Consider the following 16,174-nt stretch of genomic DNA (forward strand, 5'->3'; position numbering starts at 1 on the left):
GGGGCTTCCTGTTAGGTATTGCTTAATGCATGCCGGTCTGGCGCTGGACCAGACGGGCGGAATATTCATCGTTGGCGCGCTGTTCGCGGCGGGATTCCACCACGGCCTGGGCGCGCAGTTCGCGCTGCGCCAGGGCGTCGTAGGAGTTGAGCTTGCGCTTTTCCTGTTGCCAGTAGAGCCGGCCCTTGGCGAGGTTGTCGTCGGCTTGGCGCAACACGCCTTGTTGTTGGCTGATGGCGTCGTCCAGCGTGCTGATGAAGCGCTGGTAGTTATGGCAGTCGCTGGCGGACATTCCGCTGGTCATTGCCTGTTGCAACCGTTCCAGGTAGTCCTGACGGTAGTCGTGCAGCATGGACAGCTGGCGTTCGGCGTTGGTGCGTTCGGCGCTGAGCCTGCCGAGGAGGCGGGCGGCTTCGTCCGTGCTCTCTTTGGCCAGGTTGATCAGCATGTCCAAAGGCAATTGGCTAGGCATAAGCGTCCCTCAATTCGAAACTGGCGCGCAATTGGCTGACGGCGGCTTCATAGCCGACGTTTTCGCCGATGTCTTGTTGCAGGAAGGCTTCCAGGCGTGGATAGCGGGCGATGGCCTCGTCCAGCTGCGGATCGTTGCCGGCAGCGTAGGCGCCCACCGCGATCAGATCGCGGTTGCGCTGGTAGCGCGACAGGCTTTGCTTGAAGCGGCGCACCACGGCGAACTGCTCGGGCGTGATCAGCGAAGTCATGGCGCGCGAGATCGACGCTTCGATGTCGATGGCCGGGTAATGGCCTGCTTCGGCCAGGTGGCGCGACAGCACGACGTGGCCATCCAGGATGGCGCGAGCCGAATCGGCGATCGGATCCTGCTGGTCGTCGCCTTCGGCCAGCACGGTGTAGAAGGCGGTGATCGAGCCGGCCTTGCCGGATGGTCCAGGCGCGCCCATGCCGGCGCGCTCGACCAGCGTCGGCAGCTTGGCGAAGACCGAGGGTGGATAGCCCTTGGTTGCCGGCGGCTCGCCGATGGCCAGCGCAATCTCGCGCTGCGCCATGGCGTAGCGGGTCAGCGAATCCATGATCAGGAGCACGTCCAGGCCCTGATCGCGGAAGTGTTCGGCCAGACGCGTGGCGTAGGCGGCGCCTTGCAGGCGCAGCAACGCCGACACGTCCGCCGGCGCGGCCACCACGACGGAGCGCGCCAGGCCCTCCGGGCCCAGGTTGTGTTCGATGAATTCCTTGACTTCGCGGCCACGTTCGCCGATAAGGCCGACGACGATGACGTCGGCCTTGGTGTAACGGGCCATCATGCCGAGCAGTACGCTCTTGCCGACGCCAGACCCTGCGAACAGGCCCATGCGCTGTCCGCGGCCGACGGTGAGCAGGCCATTGATGGCGCGCACGCCGGTGTCGAGCACCGTATCGATGGGGGCGCGGGATAGCGGGTTGATCGGTTGGGCGGACAGGGGGGCCAGTTCGGCGCCCGTGAGCGGGCCCAGTCCGTCCAGCGGGCGGCCGGCGCCGTCCAGTACCCGGCCCAGCAAGGCGTTGCCCACCGGCAGGTGGCGGCCCAGCTGCGGCTTGGCGTTGCCGTTCAGTTCGGCCTTGCGCGGCAGGGGGATCTGGCGTTGCACGGGGGGCTCGCCAGGGACGACGCGCGCGCCGGGCGGCAGGCCCGAGATATCGGCCTGCGGCATCAGGTAGAGCGTGTGGCCGTCGAAACCCACGACTTCGGCATCCGCCCAGTGGTCGTGGCCGCGAGCGATTTCGATGCGGGCGGCTGCTCCGACGGGCAGACGCAGGCCGGTCGCGTGCAGCACCAGACCTGTGGCGCGCGTGATCTTGCCGCTGACGAGCCACGGATCGGTCGAGCCCGCGCGGATGGAGCCGATTTGCAGTTGGGTCTGCCAGCGGTCGATGACCGGAACCGTAGTAGCGGGCGCGGCCGGTTGGCCTGGCTGGAGGGAGGCCGGATTGGCGCTCACACCGGTTCCTCCCAGGATACGTTGCGGCCCAAGGAGGCCGCGACCCGGCGCCAGCGCGTCTGCAAGGTGGCGTCGATGTCACCAAAGGGCGTTTCGGCGCGGCAGCCTCCGCGCGAGATGGACTCGTCGGCCAGGACGCGCCAGTGGCCTTCCTTGAGCTCATCCGCCAGATGCAGGCGGATCAGTTCGATGTCTTCGGGGTTGGCCCACAGGCGCATCTGGCCACCGGCGGTGGGGTTGATGTGCAGCACTTCCCGCACCGCGTTGATAACGGTTTCCGGCTGGTCTGCGAGCGTGGTGCGCACTACCTGCTGGGCGATGTCCAGGGCGAGGGTCAGCAGGCCCTGGCCCATTTTTTCTTCGAGCGAGCCGAGGGAAGCGGCGCAGGCTTCGACCAGCGCATGCAGGCGCTGTGCTTCCGCGGCGCCCTGTTCACGCGCCTGGACGAGACCTTCTGCGTAGCCTTGTTCGCGGCCGGCGGCCAGGCCGGCTTCGTAGCCAGCCTGTTGGCCAACTTCCAGGCCGGCGGCATGGCCCTGCGCGTGGCCTTCCTCGCGGCCTTCGACAAGCGCCTGGGCGCGCAGCTGGGCCATCACCACTTCGGGATCCGGTCCCGGGTCGGGTTCGGGTTCCGGCTCCGCCTCGACGACCGCGGGCTCGTCGAACGACAGCATCTGCCAGCGCCGCCAGGCGGCGCTGCGCGAGATGAGCGTCGTGGCGCCGCTGTCCACCTCAGACATAGGTGTCGTCTCCCTGGTTTCCCAGGACGATCTGGCCGCTTTCGGCCAGGCGACGCGCGATCTGCAGGATCTTCTTCTGCTCGGTCTCGACCTTGGACATGCGGATCGGACCTTGCGCGTCCAGGTCTTCGCGCAGCATTTCGGCCGCGCGGCTGGACATATTGCGCAGGAACTTGGCGCGCAGCTCTTCCGGCGCGCCCTTGAGCGCAACCATGAGCGTGTCGTTGTCGATTTCCTTGAGGATGAGCTGGATGGCGCGATCCTCGACGTCGAGCAGGTTGTCGAAGACAAACATCTCGTCGATGATCTTCTGTGCCAGATCGTTGTCGCGCTCGCGCAGGCTGGCGACCACGGTTTCTTCCTGGGTCGAGTTCATCATGTTCAGGATCTCGGCCGCGGTGCGCACGCCGCCCATCTTGCTGCGCTTTGCGCCCTGGCCGGCCAGGACCGAATTCAGGACTTCCGTGAGCTCGGACAGCGCTGCGGGCTGCACGCCGCCGAACGTGGCGATACGCAGCATCACGTCGTTGCGCAGGCGGTCCGTCAGGAGCGCCAGTACGCCGGCGGCGCGGTCGCGCTCCAGGTGCACCAGGATGGTCGCGATGATCTGCGGGTGTTCGTCGCCGATAAGTTCGGCCACGGTGTTCGGATCCAGCCAGTTCAGCGCATCGATGCCGCTGCCGCCTTCGCCGGCTTCCAGGATGTCTTCGATCAGGCCGGCTGCGCGGTCGCTGCCCAGTGCCTTGGTCAACACGGTGCGGATGTAGTCGTCCGAGCCCAGCGTGACGGCCATGAATTGGTCGGCCTCCTGGCGGAACTCTTCCAGTACCACTGCAACGTCGCTGCGCGTGACCTGTTTCAGGCTGGCCATGGCGGCGCCGACCTGCTGGACTTCACGGGCGCCGAGGTATTTGAAGACCTCGGCCGCCGCATCTTCGCCCAGCGACATCATCAGTACGGCGCTGCGCGTCATGCCGTCCAGCGGGGTGGAATCATTTTTCATCTTTATTCATCCAGGTGCGCAGAACCATCGCGACGGCGCGCGGATCCTTGTTGGCCATCGTGCGGGCGCGTTCCAGGTTGTCTTGGTAGCGGTCCACTTCCTTGGCGCGGGCCGCGTCCTGGGCCTCGCGTGCAGCTTCGATGCGTTCGGCTTCAGCCTGTTCCGGATCGACCGGCGGGTAGAGGTAGTCGCCCACCGTGCGGCGCAGCAGGCGATACAGCCACAGTGCCAGCACGCCACCGACCAGCCAGGCCAGGATTGTCTTGAACAGCGAGATCATTTCCGGATCGCGCCACATCGGCACCGGCGGCGGGCCATCGTTGAACTGACTGTTGACCAGGTTGAGCGAGTCGCCACGGGTCTCGGAGTAGCCCATGGCTTCGCGCACGAGGTTGGTCAGCTTGTTCAGCTCTTCGGCCGGCAGGGGCTGCAGTTCGCCGTCTTTGTCGCGCATGTAGTTGACCACCACGGCCACCGACAGGCGCTTGAGGTTGCCTACCGGCTGCTTGATGTGGCTGATCGTGCGATCCACTTCGTAGTTGGTGGTGGCGTCGCGGCGTTCGTTGAGGTTGCCGGTGGCCGCTTGCGTGCTGGTCTGCTGCTGGGCGTTGGCCGGTTGCTGCGGCTGGCCGGGGCGGGGCGGCTGGGGTTGCGGCGGGTTGGCGATGGGGGCCTGGGGGTTGGCCGGCGCCTGGTTCGACAGCGCGCCGGGCACGCCTTGCGCGGGGTTGATGCCGCGCTGGGTCGAGTCGCTGGTTTGCTGGCTGCGCACGGCGGCCTGGCCGGGCTCCTGGTTCGGGCGGTAGACCTCGGACGTTTCTTCGCGGCGGGCGAAGTCGACGTCGGCGCTGGCCTGGGCGTGCACGTTGCCGGGACCAACCAGCGGATTGAGGATGGTGAGGATGCGTTCGACCGTGCGCTGTTCCATTTCGCGCACGAAGCGCATTTGGTCGGCGTCCATGCCGCGGCCTTCGCCCATCGGCGCCGACAGCAGGCGGCCGTTCTGGTCCACGATGGATACGTTCTCGGCGGTGAGTTCGGGGACGCTCGAGGCCACCAGCCAGGAAATCGCGGAGACCTGGGCGTCGCTCAGGCTGCGTCCCGGATGCATGTTCAGCAGCACCGAGGCGGTGGGCGCCTGGCGTTCGCGCACGAAGAGAGACTGGCGCGGCATGGCCAGGTGCACGCGGGCGTGCTGCACGGTGTGCATGGCTTCGATCGAACGCGCCAGCTCGCCTTCCAGGCCGCGCTGGTAGTTGATCTGTTCCGTGAACTGGCTGGCGCCGAAGCGGGCGTTGTCCATCAGTTCGAAACCGACGGAGCCGCCGCGCGGCAATCCCTGGGACGCCAATTGCAGACGCGCGTCGTACACGCGGTCGGCCGGAACCAGCACGGCGGTGCCGGTTTCGTTATAGCGGTAGGGCACGTTCATGGTCCCGAGCGCTGCCACGATGGCGCCGCCGTCGCGGTCGTCCAGGTTCGAGAAGAGCACCTTGTATTTGGGTTCGCTGCTCCACATCGCCACGGCGACGATGACCGCGACGAGAGCCGCCGCCGCGCCCAGCAGGACAGGCTTGGGCAGTGCGCGCACCTTCTCCAGCACGGGGAACTTCGTCAACAGCGACGAACTCAGGGTGGCCTGCTGGTTCATTGGCGGCCCCCGCTGGCCACGCGGAGCTGGAATTGGGACTTCATGTCTGGGTAGGGCAGATTACACATGCAACGTGCTTCTGGTCTGGGGAGAGCGTGGATTATTGCCCCTGAGACGTCCATCCCAATCGTTGAAAACAGCCGGTTTTTGGCGTTACTTATCTCCTATGTCCCCGACAAGGCGAACCGAGCCGCCGCCGCCCCGGCTGCAAGCGGCTGCATTCGTGGAAATGTCGGGTTTTTTGGCGGTTCTTGTCAGCTATGAACCGGCGGGGTTGGCGTTACGCTGGGCGCACTATTGGTGTAATCCCAAACAGCAAGGAAATCAGGTAATGGCTGTATCAGGCTTGTCCGGCATCGAAAGCATGCTCCAGCAGATGCGCGCGGTAGTGAGCAAGGCGGAGACCGGTAACCTCAGCGCGGGTGAAATGGTCGGTCAGCCGGATGGCTTCGCCGCGGAACTGCAACGTTCCATCCGTCGCGTCACTTCCGCCCAGAACGCCGCCACGGCCCAGGCCAAGGCGTTCGAGCTGGGGGCTCCCGATATTTCCCTCAACGACGTCATGATCGACATGCAGAAGGCCAGTATTGGCTTCCAGACGGCGGTGCAGGTGCGCAACAAGCTGGTTGCGGCTTACAAGGAAATTTCTTCGATGGCGGTCTGAGTCCCATCGCGGGAACTGCGCTTGCATATACACCGCAAGCGCAGCAGGCATCAGGCGAGGCGCTTGCAGCGCATGGCCCCGCGTCTATCCATCAATTGCGCTGGGCGCCTCTTTCCAGGCGCCAGACCACCTGCTGCAGCCAGTTTTCCTGGCGCGCATCGAGATTCAGGAAGATGGCCCCCAGATGGCTGACCGGCGGCTCGCCAGTCAGCGAAACGTGCTTGGCCGGCGGTTCGTCCGGATTGGCGGACGAAACCATGGGTTGCCCCGAGACGGGATATACATTGCGCACTTCCAGGCTGGCGTTGAGCTTGCCATGGTCGCCAAAATCCAGTTGCACGTTTTCCATCACGGTACCGCGCTCCGGCAGGGCGGGAACCGCCAGCCCGGCACGCAGGCCTACGCCGTCCACCGAGATGTCGCGTATCGTGAACGAATAGGGCTTGTCGTTGAGGGTGGCTTGCCAACTGGCGCGGCATACATTGGCGGCCGCGATCAGGGACGCGCGGAACATCTTGCGGCGCTGGATACGGGCCAGGCGTTCTGGAAACGGCGATACCAGCGCGGCGCTGCCGTCGTCGAAATGAATGATCTGGGGGCGCTGCACACGAAAGCGGATCTGCACGCCGCCGTAGGCGGTGGCATGGAAGTGGAAGGTGGTGCCGCTCAGCAAGCCCATGGAGTCGGACTGCTCGAAGTCTGCCCCGGCGTAATCGCGGGGCCTCCAGAAGAACTCGCCCGCCTGCTTGTCCACGCCGAGGATCAGCACGGCCATCTCCCGGTCCGCGGCGTCGCGCACCAGGATGTGGCTGTCAGGGTGCGTCAGCTCGAACAGGGCCGAACGCATCTCGTCAGGCCGGGTCAGCAGGAACTCCGGATCGCTGGCATCCAACACTTTGGTCTTCCTCAGGTAATAGGGTCAGGCGGGCGTAGCGGGTTCGGGGAACTCGCGCGATTCCAGGCGGTAGAGCCAGGCCAGCAATTCTGCCACCGCTACATAGAGTTGGGGAGGAATATGTGCGTCCAGGTCCACCTGCATCAGCAGGCCGACCAGTTCTCGCGACTCGTGGACGTAGAGGCCGTTTTCCTGCGCGGCCCGGACGATGGTGTCCGCCAACTGGCCGTAGCCCTTGGCGACGACGCGCGGAGCGCCGTCCTTTTCTTCGTACGAAATGGCTACCGCCGCGTTGCGGCCGGCGTTCGGATCCGATTCCGGATGGGGGGGCAGGCGGCTCATCAGATATCGGCGGGAATATCGGCGCGCGGTTCGACCACGCTCACCGTCAGATTGCTCAAGGTCAGGCCCGCGGCCAGCAGGCGCGAACGCAGCGTGTCCGAGGAGTCATTGATCTCGGCCGCGCTGTGCGGCGCAATGAGTTGCAGGACGATCTGATCGCCGGCCAGATTCAGTCGGGCATCGACCAGGCCCAGGCGGGGCAGGTCCAGCTTCAGGCGCGTGGCCCAGGTGGAAACTGCGGAGTCCGGGTCGCCGCCGTATGGGTCGCGCTCGACTTCCCATTCCATGGGCGTGCCGGGCCAGGCTTCACCTTGCCAGGTCAGCGTCTGGTTGGCCAGCACGTCCAGTTGTTGGCGAACGAGTACGGTCAGGTCCTGGTGTATGCCGGTGATGGGCGTGCCGGGAGCAGGCGTGCCGGAGGCGGGCGAGCTGGCGGAGCCTGCGCCGCCGGGTGTGGCGTCGACGCCAGTGCGGCCGTTGGGGGCTGCGCCCGCCCGCGGCCGCGAAGGCGCGGCATCCTGCGCGGGCGGATTCTTGCCGAGCACCGCCTGCGGCTCGTTGCGCAATTGCTCGGGGTTGGCGCGGCCGAAGACCATGTCCGTCAGATGGGACTCGTAAAACAGGCCGCTGCCTTGGAGCGCCTGACGCAGAGCCTGTCCCAGCGCGCGCGCCGAAGGTCCGCCAGCCGCCAGGGCGACATGCGCGGCAGCGTCGGGTCCTTTGGCGGCACTGGGATTGACGCCCGGTCCGGCCGGCCGGTCCTGTGTTGCACCGGTTGCCGGAGTGTCGCCGTCAAGCGCCGCCGCGGCCGAAGCCGCGAGCGCGCCGGCTTGCTGGGGAAGGGCCGGCGCCGGCGTTTGGCCAGGCAATGGCTGGGATGCTTGCGCAGTGGCCTGTGCCGTTTGTTGGCCTGCTTGCGCTGCCGGCATGGGGCCGGCGCTAGCGCCACCGCCGGATTGGCCCGGCTGCGCATGCGCGGTCCATAAGGGCGCACGGCCCTGGACCGCAGGTGCGGCCTCTGGGAATTGGGCGAGCAAGGCAAGAATCGTACGCGCCGTCGTGCCCAGCGTGGTCGGGGCCGAGGCGGTGGTGTCGCTGCTGGTCACCAGGCCGCGGGCGGCCAGCGCCAGCGCTGCAGCGGTTTTGGGGTCGACGACAGTATTCGGACGGTCGCCGCGGGCGCCGCCGGGCTGTATGCCTTGCCGCGGGTCGCGTGTTGATCCATCCGAGGCGCCGGGCTTTTCCAGGCTGCCGGGCTGGCTGACTGCGTCGGGGCGGGCGCCGGATACCTGATTGGCGCTGGCGGCGGACATCGTCGTGCCCAGCACGGCGTCCAGCCGCTGCACCAGGACATTGCCGAGTGCGGCGGGACCTACGCTCATTCTTCAGGCGCCTGCTGGTAACCGTAGGCGGACAGCAGGGTCTGCTGGCGCTTCATGCGTCCCAGAAGGTCGCCCAGACGGGCCAGCTGCGGCAGCGCCAGGTCCCGGGTGAGCGCGTCGTTTTCCAGGATGCGCACGAGCAGGTCGTATTTCATGGCGCGGCCGGCTTCGTCCAGTGGGGCCATTTTCTCGTTCTGTCGTAGGCGCTCCACAAGTTCGCAGTATTGCTGTCCATGGACCATCGCTCCGTCCCAGTCGCCCGCCTGCGCGGCTGTTAGCATTTCTCCCGTGATGAGAGCGATCTCCTGGTAGTGTTCCAGGATAGGGGAGGTGTACTGGGTCGTGGACGTCATGGAAATCTCGGGCATTCGATGGCTGGCTGGGGCTTATGCGATGCCGTCAAGGTTGCCCCCGATTGGGCGATCAATGGATGTTTGCCAAGCCTCGGCCAGATCGGCTAGGAGGCGATCCGCCGTTTCGAGCGCTTCCGCGTCTGCTTTGAGGTTTGCCATCAGTAGCGTGCGGATGATGTAGTCGTACAGACGTGCGAGGTTCGCGGCGATTTCGCCGCCGGCCTCCATGTTCAGCCCGGTCTTCAGGCCTTCGTCTACGATCTTGATGGCCTTCGAGAGGGCAGCTCCTCGTTCCGTGGTTCTGCCTTCCTGAAGGTGTAGTCGTGCTTGCCCGATCGCCGCCCGGGCTCCCATATACAACAGGGAAATCAGCCGCTCGGGGCTGGCCCCCAGGATTTGGGTTTCCAGACCGATATCGGTGTAGGAACGTACGGAGTGAGATCCGGTCGGACGTCGGGCGGCGTAAGTCATTAATACGTCTTCTATAAGTTACTTGGACTTGCTCATGGCCGCGAATTGCTGGGTCAGATAGTTGGCCGTGACTGTCTGTTGCGACACGAACTTGTCCAAAGCGACGAATTGGGCGCGCAGTGCTGCCATCGAAGCCGCGCTGGCCGCCTTGGCGCGGTCGATTTGCTCTTTTACGTCGTTGATGGACTCGGTTAAGCCATCCTGGCTGATCTTGATGGAGCCATTGGTGCCGAGGATGCCCTTGGAGGCGGCTTCAAACTTAGCGGCGAGACCGTCGGATGAGGTCATGATGCGCTTGACGTCCGCCGGGTTGGATGTCAATGCCTTGTCCAGTTCCGTCTGGTCCAGCTTCAGGAGGCCGGTCTTGGCATCCAGGGAGATACCGAGGTCGGCCAGCGAGCGTAGCGAACCTTCGTCCGTGATGACTTGCAGGGCGCTGGACATGGCCGACTGGATGCCGCGCGTCGTGCTATCCCCGGTTAGGGCCTGGTTTGTTTGTGCCGTGACGTCGAAAGCTGTCAGCTTTGTGATCGTGCTTTGCAGCGCGTTGTACGCGCTGACGAATTCTTGGACAGCTTTGCTGGCTACACTGGTGTCACCTTCGAGCTTCAGGGTGACCGGTTTACCGGCTGGTGTTGTGGCGGTGAGGTTCAGCTTGACGCCGTCAATTGCGTCCGAAATGGTGTTGCTGCCGCTCTTGACGGTAATGCCATTGATCTCGACTTCCGCGTCGGTAGCTGCAGTGCGTTGCGTCAGTTGGGTTCCGGAGCCCGAGTTGTAGCTGAGGATATTCTCCAGCGCAGGACTGCCCGTTACGGTGATGGACTTCACCGATGCCTGGACGCCTGTGTCCTTGGCGCTGAGCATCAGGTAGCTGCCTGTGTCATTTGTGATGATCGTCGCCCGAACGCCGGCCTTGTCATCGCTATTGATGGCTTTTGCGATGCCATTCAGGGACGTGTCGTCCTTCAGGTCGATCGTGCGCTTCTCGCCGTTGGTGAGTTCGATTTCGAAAGACCCGGAAGCGCCATTGGAGCCTTTGCGATCGAGGACAAGGCCGGATTGCAGGGTCTGCGCCGTGGCCAGACTCTTTACATTTATGGCGTATTCACCCATCGTGGCGCCGTCTTCGCCGATGGTAGCGGTCACTCCGTCGCCGACCACGGTGGGCTTCACCGCGTCCAGCGTGGACGACTTGCCCAGCGCTGCGGCGGCTTTCTGCAGTGCTTCGACTGCACTCTGAATCTGACCGTAGGCGCTGACGCGAGCTTGGTAGCTGGCTTGGCGATTCTGATAGGGGACGAGCTTCTTTTCCTCGGCCGCCTGGAGATCGGTCAGGATCTTTTCGAGGGGCAAGCCGGTGGTCGAGCCGAGGTTGGTGATAGAGGCCATGTGAAATTCCTTCCTAGCGATGCGATTCTGTCAAAAATACGGTGGCGGCGATTGGCCGGGTAAGGGCATTAGGCGGGCCTAATTCGACGCTTCCATGGCGGGTACGCTCGATGGCGGCGGACGGCGCATGGAATCAGGGTCGAATCAGGCTGTGGTCTTGATGCCGTTTCCTTGCATGTTCACGATCATTTTGGCGATTTTCAGCAGGGTTTCGCTGGGGATCGTGCGTATGACGTCGCCTGATTCCGCGTCGATCACCGATACCACTACCTGATGCACATTGGGGTCGATTTCGAACTGGAGCTGCGTGGACCAGGCCTTCATCTGGTCGTTGATTTCGTCCAAAGCCTTGTCCAGGGGAAGCTTTTGCGAATCGGACTGATCCGATGTCGCGCTGTCTGAAGCTCCGCTGTTCGTTGCGGCAGCTGCGGGCGCCACACTCACGGATGGGTCCGGCGCAACCGGCGCGGCCGCGACCGGCGCTGGTGCAAACGATGCGGGGGCTAGGGGGGTTACGGCCATGATCACTCCAACGGCGATGTGGGCGTCTCGGAGGAACGCGCTGTTTTCAGGGAATTCTCAGCTACCATTACGGCAGGCCCGCAGGGAACTTTAGCCGCCGGCGAGCCAGATGTTTCACGTGCTAAACAGTTCGGACCAGGTAATGAGTGTCAAGACGGCGCTGCGAGTTATCGAAATCATCGAAACCTATGCCCGCGAAAAGCGCGCGCTGCCGCTATCGGAACTGGCCCGGTTGCTGGATGTGCCGGTGTCCAGCTGCCTGGCCCTGATCCGCACCCTGACCGGCCTCGGTTATCTGTATGAAACCGGCCGGCGCCAGGGCTACTACCCGACCGGCAGGCTATTGGCCATGGCGCAGCGCATCGCCCGCGCCGATCCGGTGCTGGACCGGGTCTATCCCAGCCTTACCGAATTAAGGGACGCCACCCGCGAAACGATTGTTTTCGCCAAGCTGAGCCAGGACGGCCGGGTGGTCTACCTGGATGTGCTGGATTCCCCGCATACGATCAGATACGCGCCGGTTGCGGGTGAATTCAAGGACGTTCACGCAAATTCGCTCGGAAAGGCGCTGCTGTCCCTGTTGGACACACCGGCCCGCGACGCCATGCTCGCGGATATGACCATGACCCGCCACAACGAGCGCACCCTGGTGACGCGCGAGGCGCTGCTGGCGGACCTGGAGCTGTCGCGCCAGCGCGGCTGGTTCATGAACAGCGGCGAGTCCATTGCGGACGTGGGCGCCATCGCCTGGCCCGTTACGCTGTCCGGCGAACACTACGCGATTTCGGTGGGCGGGCCGATCTACCGGATCGAGCCGCAGCAGGAGGCCTACGCGCGCATCCTGCGCTCGGCCTGCACCGCGCTGGAGCAGCAGGCCTGACGGGCAGGCCTGGGCGCCTATCGAACGCCGTCGCTCAGTAGGACTTGGGCAGTCCCAGCACTTTCTCCGCGATGAAGCACATGATCAGCTGCGGACTGACCGGAGCGATGCGCGGAATGAAGCTTTCGCGCAGCAGGCGCTCCACATGGTATTCCTTGGCGTACCCCATGCCGCCCAGGGTCATGACCGCGGTCTGGCAGGCGTTATAGCCGGCCTCGGCCGCCAGGTATTTGGCCGAGTTGGCGTAGGGGCCGCAGGGCTTGCCCGCGTCATACAGGCTGGCGGCCTTGAATACCATAAGGTCGGCGGCTTCGAGCTGCATCCAGGCCTGGGCCAGGGGGTGCTGGATGCCTTGGTTCTGGCCGATGGGACGTCCGAATACGGTGCGTTCTCCAGCGTATTTCACCGCCCGGTCCAGGGCGGCTCGGCCGATGCCCACCGCCTCGGCCGCGATCAGGATGCGCTCGGGGTTCAGGCCGTGCAGGATGTACTCGAACCCCCGGCCTTCCTCGCCGATGCGGTCGGCCACGGGGATGCGCAGGCCGTCGATGAACAGCATGTTCGAGTCCACCGCCTTGCGGCCCATTTTCTCGATTTCGCGCACTTCTATCTTGCTGCGGTCCAGGTCTGTATAGAAGAGCGACAGGCCCTGCGTGGGCTTTTCGACGTCTGACAGCGGGGTGGTGCGGGCCAGCAGCAGCATCTTGTGGGCGACCTGGGCGGTCGAGATCCAGATCTTGCGGCCATGCACCACGTACTCGTCGCCCTGGCGCACCGCGCGGGTGCTGAGCTTGGTGGTGTCCAGTCCGGCGTCGGGTTCGGTGACGGCGAAGCAGGCCTTTTCGCGGCCCGCGATCAGGGGTGCAAGCCAGCGCTGGCGCTGCTCGTCGCTGCCGAAGACCACTACCGGGTTCAGGCCGAAGATATTCATGTGGACCGCCGAGGCGCCGGTGAAGCCCGCGCCGGAAGCCGCGATGGTCTGCATCATCAGCGCCGCTTCGGTCATGCCCAGACCCGCGCCGCCATATTCCTGCGGCATGGCGATGCCCAGCCAGCCGTCGCGCGCCAGATCGGCATGCAGGGGTTCCGGAAAGCCGCCTTCGCGGTCGCGTTCCAGCCAATATTCGTCCGGATAGCGTTCGCAGATGCGGGACACGGCGTCCCGCAGGGCCAACTGGTCGGGGGTGAATTCAAAGTCCATCAGTCGTTTCCATCCAGGGTGATGCCGCGGGCCGTCATGGCGTCGATCCGGGCAGGGTCATAGCCGGCTTCGGCCAGCACCTCGCGGCTGTGCTGGCCCAGCCTGGGGGCGGGGCGGCGTATCGAGGTGGGGGTGTTTTCGTATCTGCCCAACGGCGCGGTCGTGCGGATCCGGCCTTCGCTGGGGTGGTCCATGGGCCGGATGAAGCCGGTCGCGGCCAGGTGCTCGTCCTGCAGCAGATCGTCCACGGAATAGAGCGGCGAGGCGGGAATGTCCGCCCGCGCCAAGCCTTCCAGCCAGTCCTGGCTGCCCCGGGTGGCGATGACGTCGGCGACAAAGGCGTAGACCTCGCCGATATGGGCGGCGCGCGCGCCGTGGGTGCTGAAGCGCGGATCCCGCGACAATTCCGGGCGGCCGATCAGGTCGAAGAAGTTGCGCCAGTGTTTGTCGTTATAGATCAGCAGGCTGATATAGCCGTCGGCCGTGGCGTAAGGGCGGCGATGCGGCGCCAACAGGCGCGCGTAACCCGTGGGGCCGAGCGGGGGATCGAAGGTGGCGCCGCCGAGATGGTCCCCCAGCACGAGGTGGGCCATGCCCTCGAACATGGGGATTTCCACCTGCTGGCCTTGTCCCGTGCTGCGGGCGTGCAGCACCGCGGAGACGAGCGCGATGCCGACGTGCAGTCCGACCGCGCGGTCGGCCAGGGTCAGCGGCGCGTAGCGCGGCACATCTCCGCTCTGCTGGGCGGAGAGGGCGGCGATGCCGGTCTGGCCCTGGATCAGGTCGTCATAGGCGGGACGTCCGGCGTACGGGCCGGCCTCGCCATAGCCGTAGGCGCCCAGGTAGACGATGCGCGGATTGCGCGCCGCGACCGTTTCGTAGGACAAGCCCAGCCGGGCCATCGCCTGCGGGCGGATGTTGTAGAGCAGGGCGTCGCAGCTTTCGGCCAGTTTCAGGCAGGCCTCAAGCCCCTCCGGCGTCTTCAGGTCCAGCACCACCGATCGCTTGTTGCGGTTCAGGTGCAGATAGATATGGCCCATGCCGGGGTTGCGCATGGGGCCGACGGCCCGCATGTTGTCGCCTGCCGGCGGCTCGACCTTGATGACGTCCGCACCCAGGTCGGCCAGGACCTGGGTGGCATAGGGCCCCATCACGACGGTGCTCAGGTCCAGGATGCGTACGCCCGCCAGCGGGCCGCCGGGAATTTCGGATTGCGGCCGGTCGCTCATTGCTGCTCGATTCCCGCGTCGCGGATCAGTTTGCCCCACAGGTCCAGCTGCGAGCCGACGAACTGGGAAAAGGCCTCGGGCGTGCTGGAAAAGGCGTCGAAACCCAGGCCGGCCAAGCGCTTTTGCACGTCAGGCTTGGCGACCACCTGATTGATCGCGGCATTCAGCTTGGCCACGATCTCCGGGGGCATGCCCGCCGGGCCGAAGTAGCCGTTCCAGGAGTTCAGGTCGAAGTCCTGCACGCCGGATTCGGCCATGGACGGCAGGTCCGGGACGATGGCGCTGCGTTCGGCGGTCGACACGGCCAGCGCGCGCAGCTGGCCCGATTGCACGAAGGGCAGGCCGGAAGCCAGGTCGGTGAACATGAAATCGACCTGCCCGCCGACCACATCGGTCAGCCCTTGCGGCGTGCCTTTATAAGGTACGTGCAGGATGTCGATCTTGGCGCGGTTGGCCAGCGTGGCGCCGGCGACGATGCCCGTGCTGTTGCCGCTGGCGTAGGTGATGCGGCCGGGACGCTGGCGCGCGTCGGCCACCAGTTCGCCCACGGTCTTCCACGGGCGTTTCGGGTTCACGACCAGGATGAAGGGCAGGTTGCCGCCGCGGGCGATGGGGGTGAAGTCCTTGACCGGATCGTAGGGCACGTTCTTCATCAGCCAGGGCGCGGCCGAATGCGAGGTGTTGGTGGTGACGAAGAGCGTGTAGCCGTCAGGCTTGGCGCGCGCCACGTAGTTGGCGGCGATGGTGGCGTTGGCTCCGGGCTTGTTCTCCACCACGACCTGTTGGCCGAGGATGTTGCCCAGCTCGGCGCCGAAGATGCGGCCCACGGCGTCGGTGCCGGATCCGGCGGGAAAGGGGACGATCAGGGTGATGGGTTTCGCGGGATAGTCGGCGGCGTGGGCGGCGGGGCCGGCGAATAGCGCTGCGCCGCCGATGAGGGCGGCGCCCAGCAGGCTTAGGGGTCTCATGGTTTGTCTCCTGTGTGCTTCGGGTCCAGGCGCGGTTTCTGCGTCCGCTGCCCGGGGCTGCGCCGCGTCAAGCGGCTGGGGATGGCGCCGGAAAGCCGCGTATCACGCGGTCTGGGGATTCTTCATAAGGGGGCGTATAGATCACCAGCAGGCGGGCGGGCTCGTCGCTGGTGACGGTGAAGACGTGCGGAATGTCCGGGGGGAAATAGCAGCAGTCGCCGGGTCCCATGTCGGCCCATTCGTCCTGCACCTGCGCGCGCGCCGTGCCGGACAGCAGATAGCAGACCTGCTCGATGCCGGGGTGGGCGTGCGGCAGGGCGCCCTTGCCCTTGTCGATCACGCCCAGCAGCACTTCCACGCCCCGGGAGCCGACGGTGTCCGGGCCGATCAGGCGCCGGTTCAGGGTGCCGGTGTGATTGGCGGGGTGGTAGCCGGGCACGTTGGCCTCGCGCACCAGCCAGGCGGGAGTCTTGCTTTGCGTCATGGTTGATCCGTTTAAATTTTCATACGTGAAATTATTTTTATG

18 protein-coding genes are annotated in these 16,174 nt (G+C 65.4%); 2 read left to right on the forward strand and 16 right to left on the reverse strand.

Translation table 11 applies throughout. From position 1 onward, the window contains the following. Window positions 1-22: 22 nt before the first annotated feature. The 5 genes from fliJ to fliF are packed head-to-tail and all read right to left on the reverse strand — an operon-like array spanning window position 23 to window position 5,349. Complete coding sequence (fliJ, locus tag IB268_RS10100) at window positions 23-472, reverse strand: flagellar export protein FliJ (RefSeq protein WP_054456691.1); 450 nt, start codon at window positions 470-472, stop codon at window positions 23-25. Beyond that, a complete protein-coding gene (gene fliI, locus IB268_RS10105; RefSeq protein ID WP_175163448.1) occupies window positions 465-1,955 on the reverse strand; it encodes a flagellar protein export ATPase FliI in 1,491 nt (496 codons plus the stop codon). Before fliI ends, fliJ begins: the two co-directional genes overlap by 8 nt. Further along, complete coding sequence (fliH, locus tag IB268_RS10110; RefSeq protein WP_054456693.1) at window positions 1,952-2,695, reverse strand: flagellar assembly protein FliH; 744 nt, start codon at window positions 2,693-2,695, stop codon at window positions 1,952-1,954. The genes fliI and fliH overlap by 4 nt, the downstream gene beginning before the upstream one ends. Next, window positions 2,688-3,698 carry a flagellar motor switch protein FliG gene (fliG, locus tag IB268_RS10115; protein WP_054456694.1) on the reverse strand — a complete coding sequence of 337 codons (1,011 nt, stop codon included), beginning with the start codon at window positions 3,696-3,698 and terminating at the stop codon, window positions 2,688-2,690. The genes fliH and fliG overlap by 8 nt, the downstream gene beginning before the upstream one ends. Further along, complete coding sequence (gene fliF / locus IB268_RS10120; protein WP_125470854.1) at window positions 3,688-5,349, reverse strand: flagellar basal-body MS-ring/collar protein FliF; 1,662 nt, start codon at window positions 5,347-5,349, stop codon at window positions 3,688-3,690. The genes fliG and fliF overlap by 11 nt, the downstream gene beginning before the upstream one ends. A 331-nt stretch (window positions 5,350-5,680) precedes the next feature. Between fliF and fliE the strand changes: the two genes are divergently transcribed. Further along, window positions 5,681-6,013 carry a flagellar hook-basal body complex protein FliE gene (gene fliE, locus IB268_RS10125; protein WP_054456696.1) on the forward strand — a complete coding sequence of 111 codons (333 nt, stop codon included), beginning with the start codon at window positions 5,681-5,683 and terminating at the stop codon, window positions 6,011-6,013. A 91-nt stretch (window positions 6,014-6,104) separates the two neighbouring features. Here fliE and IB268_RS10130 read toward each other — a convergent pair whose 3' ends face one another. The 7 genes from IB268_RS10130 to IB268_RS10160 all read right to left on the reverse strand — a co-directional run bounded on the left by IB268_RS10130 (window position 6,105) and on the right by IB268_RS10160 (window position 11,370). Continuing rightward, window positions 6,105-6,908 carry a flagellar brake protein gene (locus IB268_RS10130; RefSeq protein ID WP_054456697.1) on the reverse strand — a complete coding sequence of 268 codons (804 nt, stop codon included), beginning with the start codon at window positions 6,906-6,908 and terminating at the stop codon, window positions 6,105-6,107. 24 nt (window positions 6,909-6,932) lie between these two features. Beyond that, the gene (locus IB268_RS10135; protein ID WP_054456698.1) at window positions 6,933-7,250 is read right to left on the reverse strand and encodes an EscU/YscU/HrcU family type III secretion system export apparatus switch protein; all 318 of its coding nucleotides are present in this window, start codon (window positions 7,248-7,250) and stop codon (window positions 6,933-6,935) included. Continuing rightward, window positions 7,250-8,632, reverse strand: coding sequence for a flagellar hook-length control protein FliK (locus tag IB268_RS10140; RefSeq protein WP_192354185.1), 1,383 nt, complete (start codon window positions 8,630-8,632; stop codon window positions 7,250-7,252). The genes IB268_RS10135 and IB268_RS10140 overlap by 1 nt, the downstream gene beginning before the upstream one ends. Further along, a complete protein-coding gene (locus IB268_RS10145) occupies window positions 8,629-8,985 on the reverse strand; it encodes a flagellar protein FliT (RefSeq protein ID WP_192354186.1) in 357 nt (118 codons plus the stop codon). Before IB268_RS10145 ends, IB268_RS10140 begins: the two co-directional genes overlap by 4 nt. Before the next feature lie 33 nt (window positions 8,986-9,018). Further along, complete coding sequence (gene fliS / locus IB268_RS10150; protein WP_192354187.1) at window positions 9,019-9,456, reverse strand: flagellar export chaperone FliS; 438 nt, start codon at window positions 9,454-9,456, stop codon at window positions 9,019-9,021. An 18-nt stretch (window positions 9,457-9,474) separates the two neighbouring features. Continuing rightward, on the reverse strand, window positions 9,475-10,848 hold the full coding sequence (gene fliD / locus IB268_RS10155; RefSeq protein ID WP_192354188.1) for a flagellar filament capping protein FliD: 1,374 nt from the start codon (window positions 10,846-10,848) through the stop codon (window positions 9,475-9,477). A gap of 144 nt (window positions 10,849-10,992) precedes the next feature. Then, window positions 10,993-11,370, reverse strand: coding sequence for a flagellar protein FlaG (locus IB268_RS10160; RefSeq protein WP_054456703.1), 378 nt, complete (start codon window positions 11,368-11,370; stop codon window positions 10,993-10,995). A 142-nt stretch (window positions 11,371-11,512) separates the two neighbouring features. Here IB268_RS10160 and IB268_RS10165 point away from each other — a divergent pair, with 142 nt between their 5' ends. Further along, a complete protein-coding gene (locus tag IB268_RS10165; RefSeq protein ID WP_054456704.1) occupies window positions 11,513-12,250 on the forward strand; it encodes an IclR family transcriptional regulator in 738 nt (245 codons plus the stop codon). A 34-nt stretch (window positions 12,251-12,284) separates the two neighbouring features. Here the strand turns inward: IB268_RS10165 and IB268_RS10170 are convergent, their stop codons facing one another. From IB268_RS10170 to IB268_RS10185, 4 genes are all read right to left on the reverse strand, one after another. Beyond that, complete coding sequence (locus IB268_RS10170) at window positions 12,285-13,451, reverse strand: acyl-CoA dehydrogenase family protein (RefSeq protein ID WP_054456705.1); 1,167 nt, start codon at window positions 13,449-13,451, stop codon at window positions 12,285-12,287. Next, window positions 13,451-14,680 (reverse strand): CaiB/BaiF CoA-transferase family protein, encoded by a 1,230-nt coding sequence (locus IB268_RS10175; RefSeq protein WP_192354189.1) that lies wholly within the window; start codon window positions 14,678-14,680, stop codon window positions 13,451-13,453. Before IB268_RS10175 ends, IB268_RS10170 begins: the two co-directional genes overlap by 1 nt. Further along, complete coding sequence (locus IB268_RS10180; protein ID WP_175164531.1) at window positions 14,677-15,648, reverse strand: tripartite tricarboxylate transporter substrate binding protein; 972 nt, start codon at window positions 15,646-15,648, stop codon at window positions 14,677-14,679. Before IB268_RS10180 ends, IB268_RS10175 begins: the two co-directional genes overlap by 4 nt. A gap of 67 nt (window positions 15,649-15,715) precedes the next feature. Beyond that, entirely contained in the window at window positions 15,716-16,132 is a 417-nt protein-coding gene (locus IB268_RS10185) for a cupin domain-containing protein (protein WP_175180803.1), read from the reverse strand. Window positions 16,133-16,174 lie beyond the last annotated feature (42 nt).

The organism is Achromobacter sp. ACM01 (genome assembly GCF_014851745.1).
Lineage (GTDB): Bacteria > Pseudomonadota > Gammaproteobacteria > Burkholderiales > Burkholderiaceae_B > Achromobacter > Achromobacter aegrifaciens.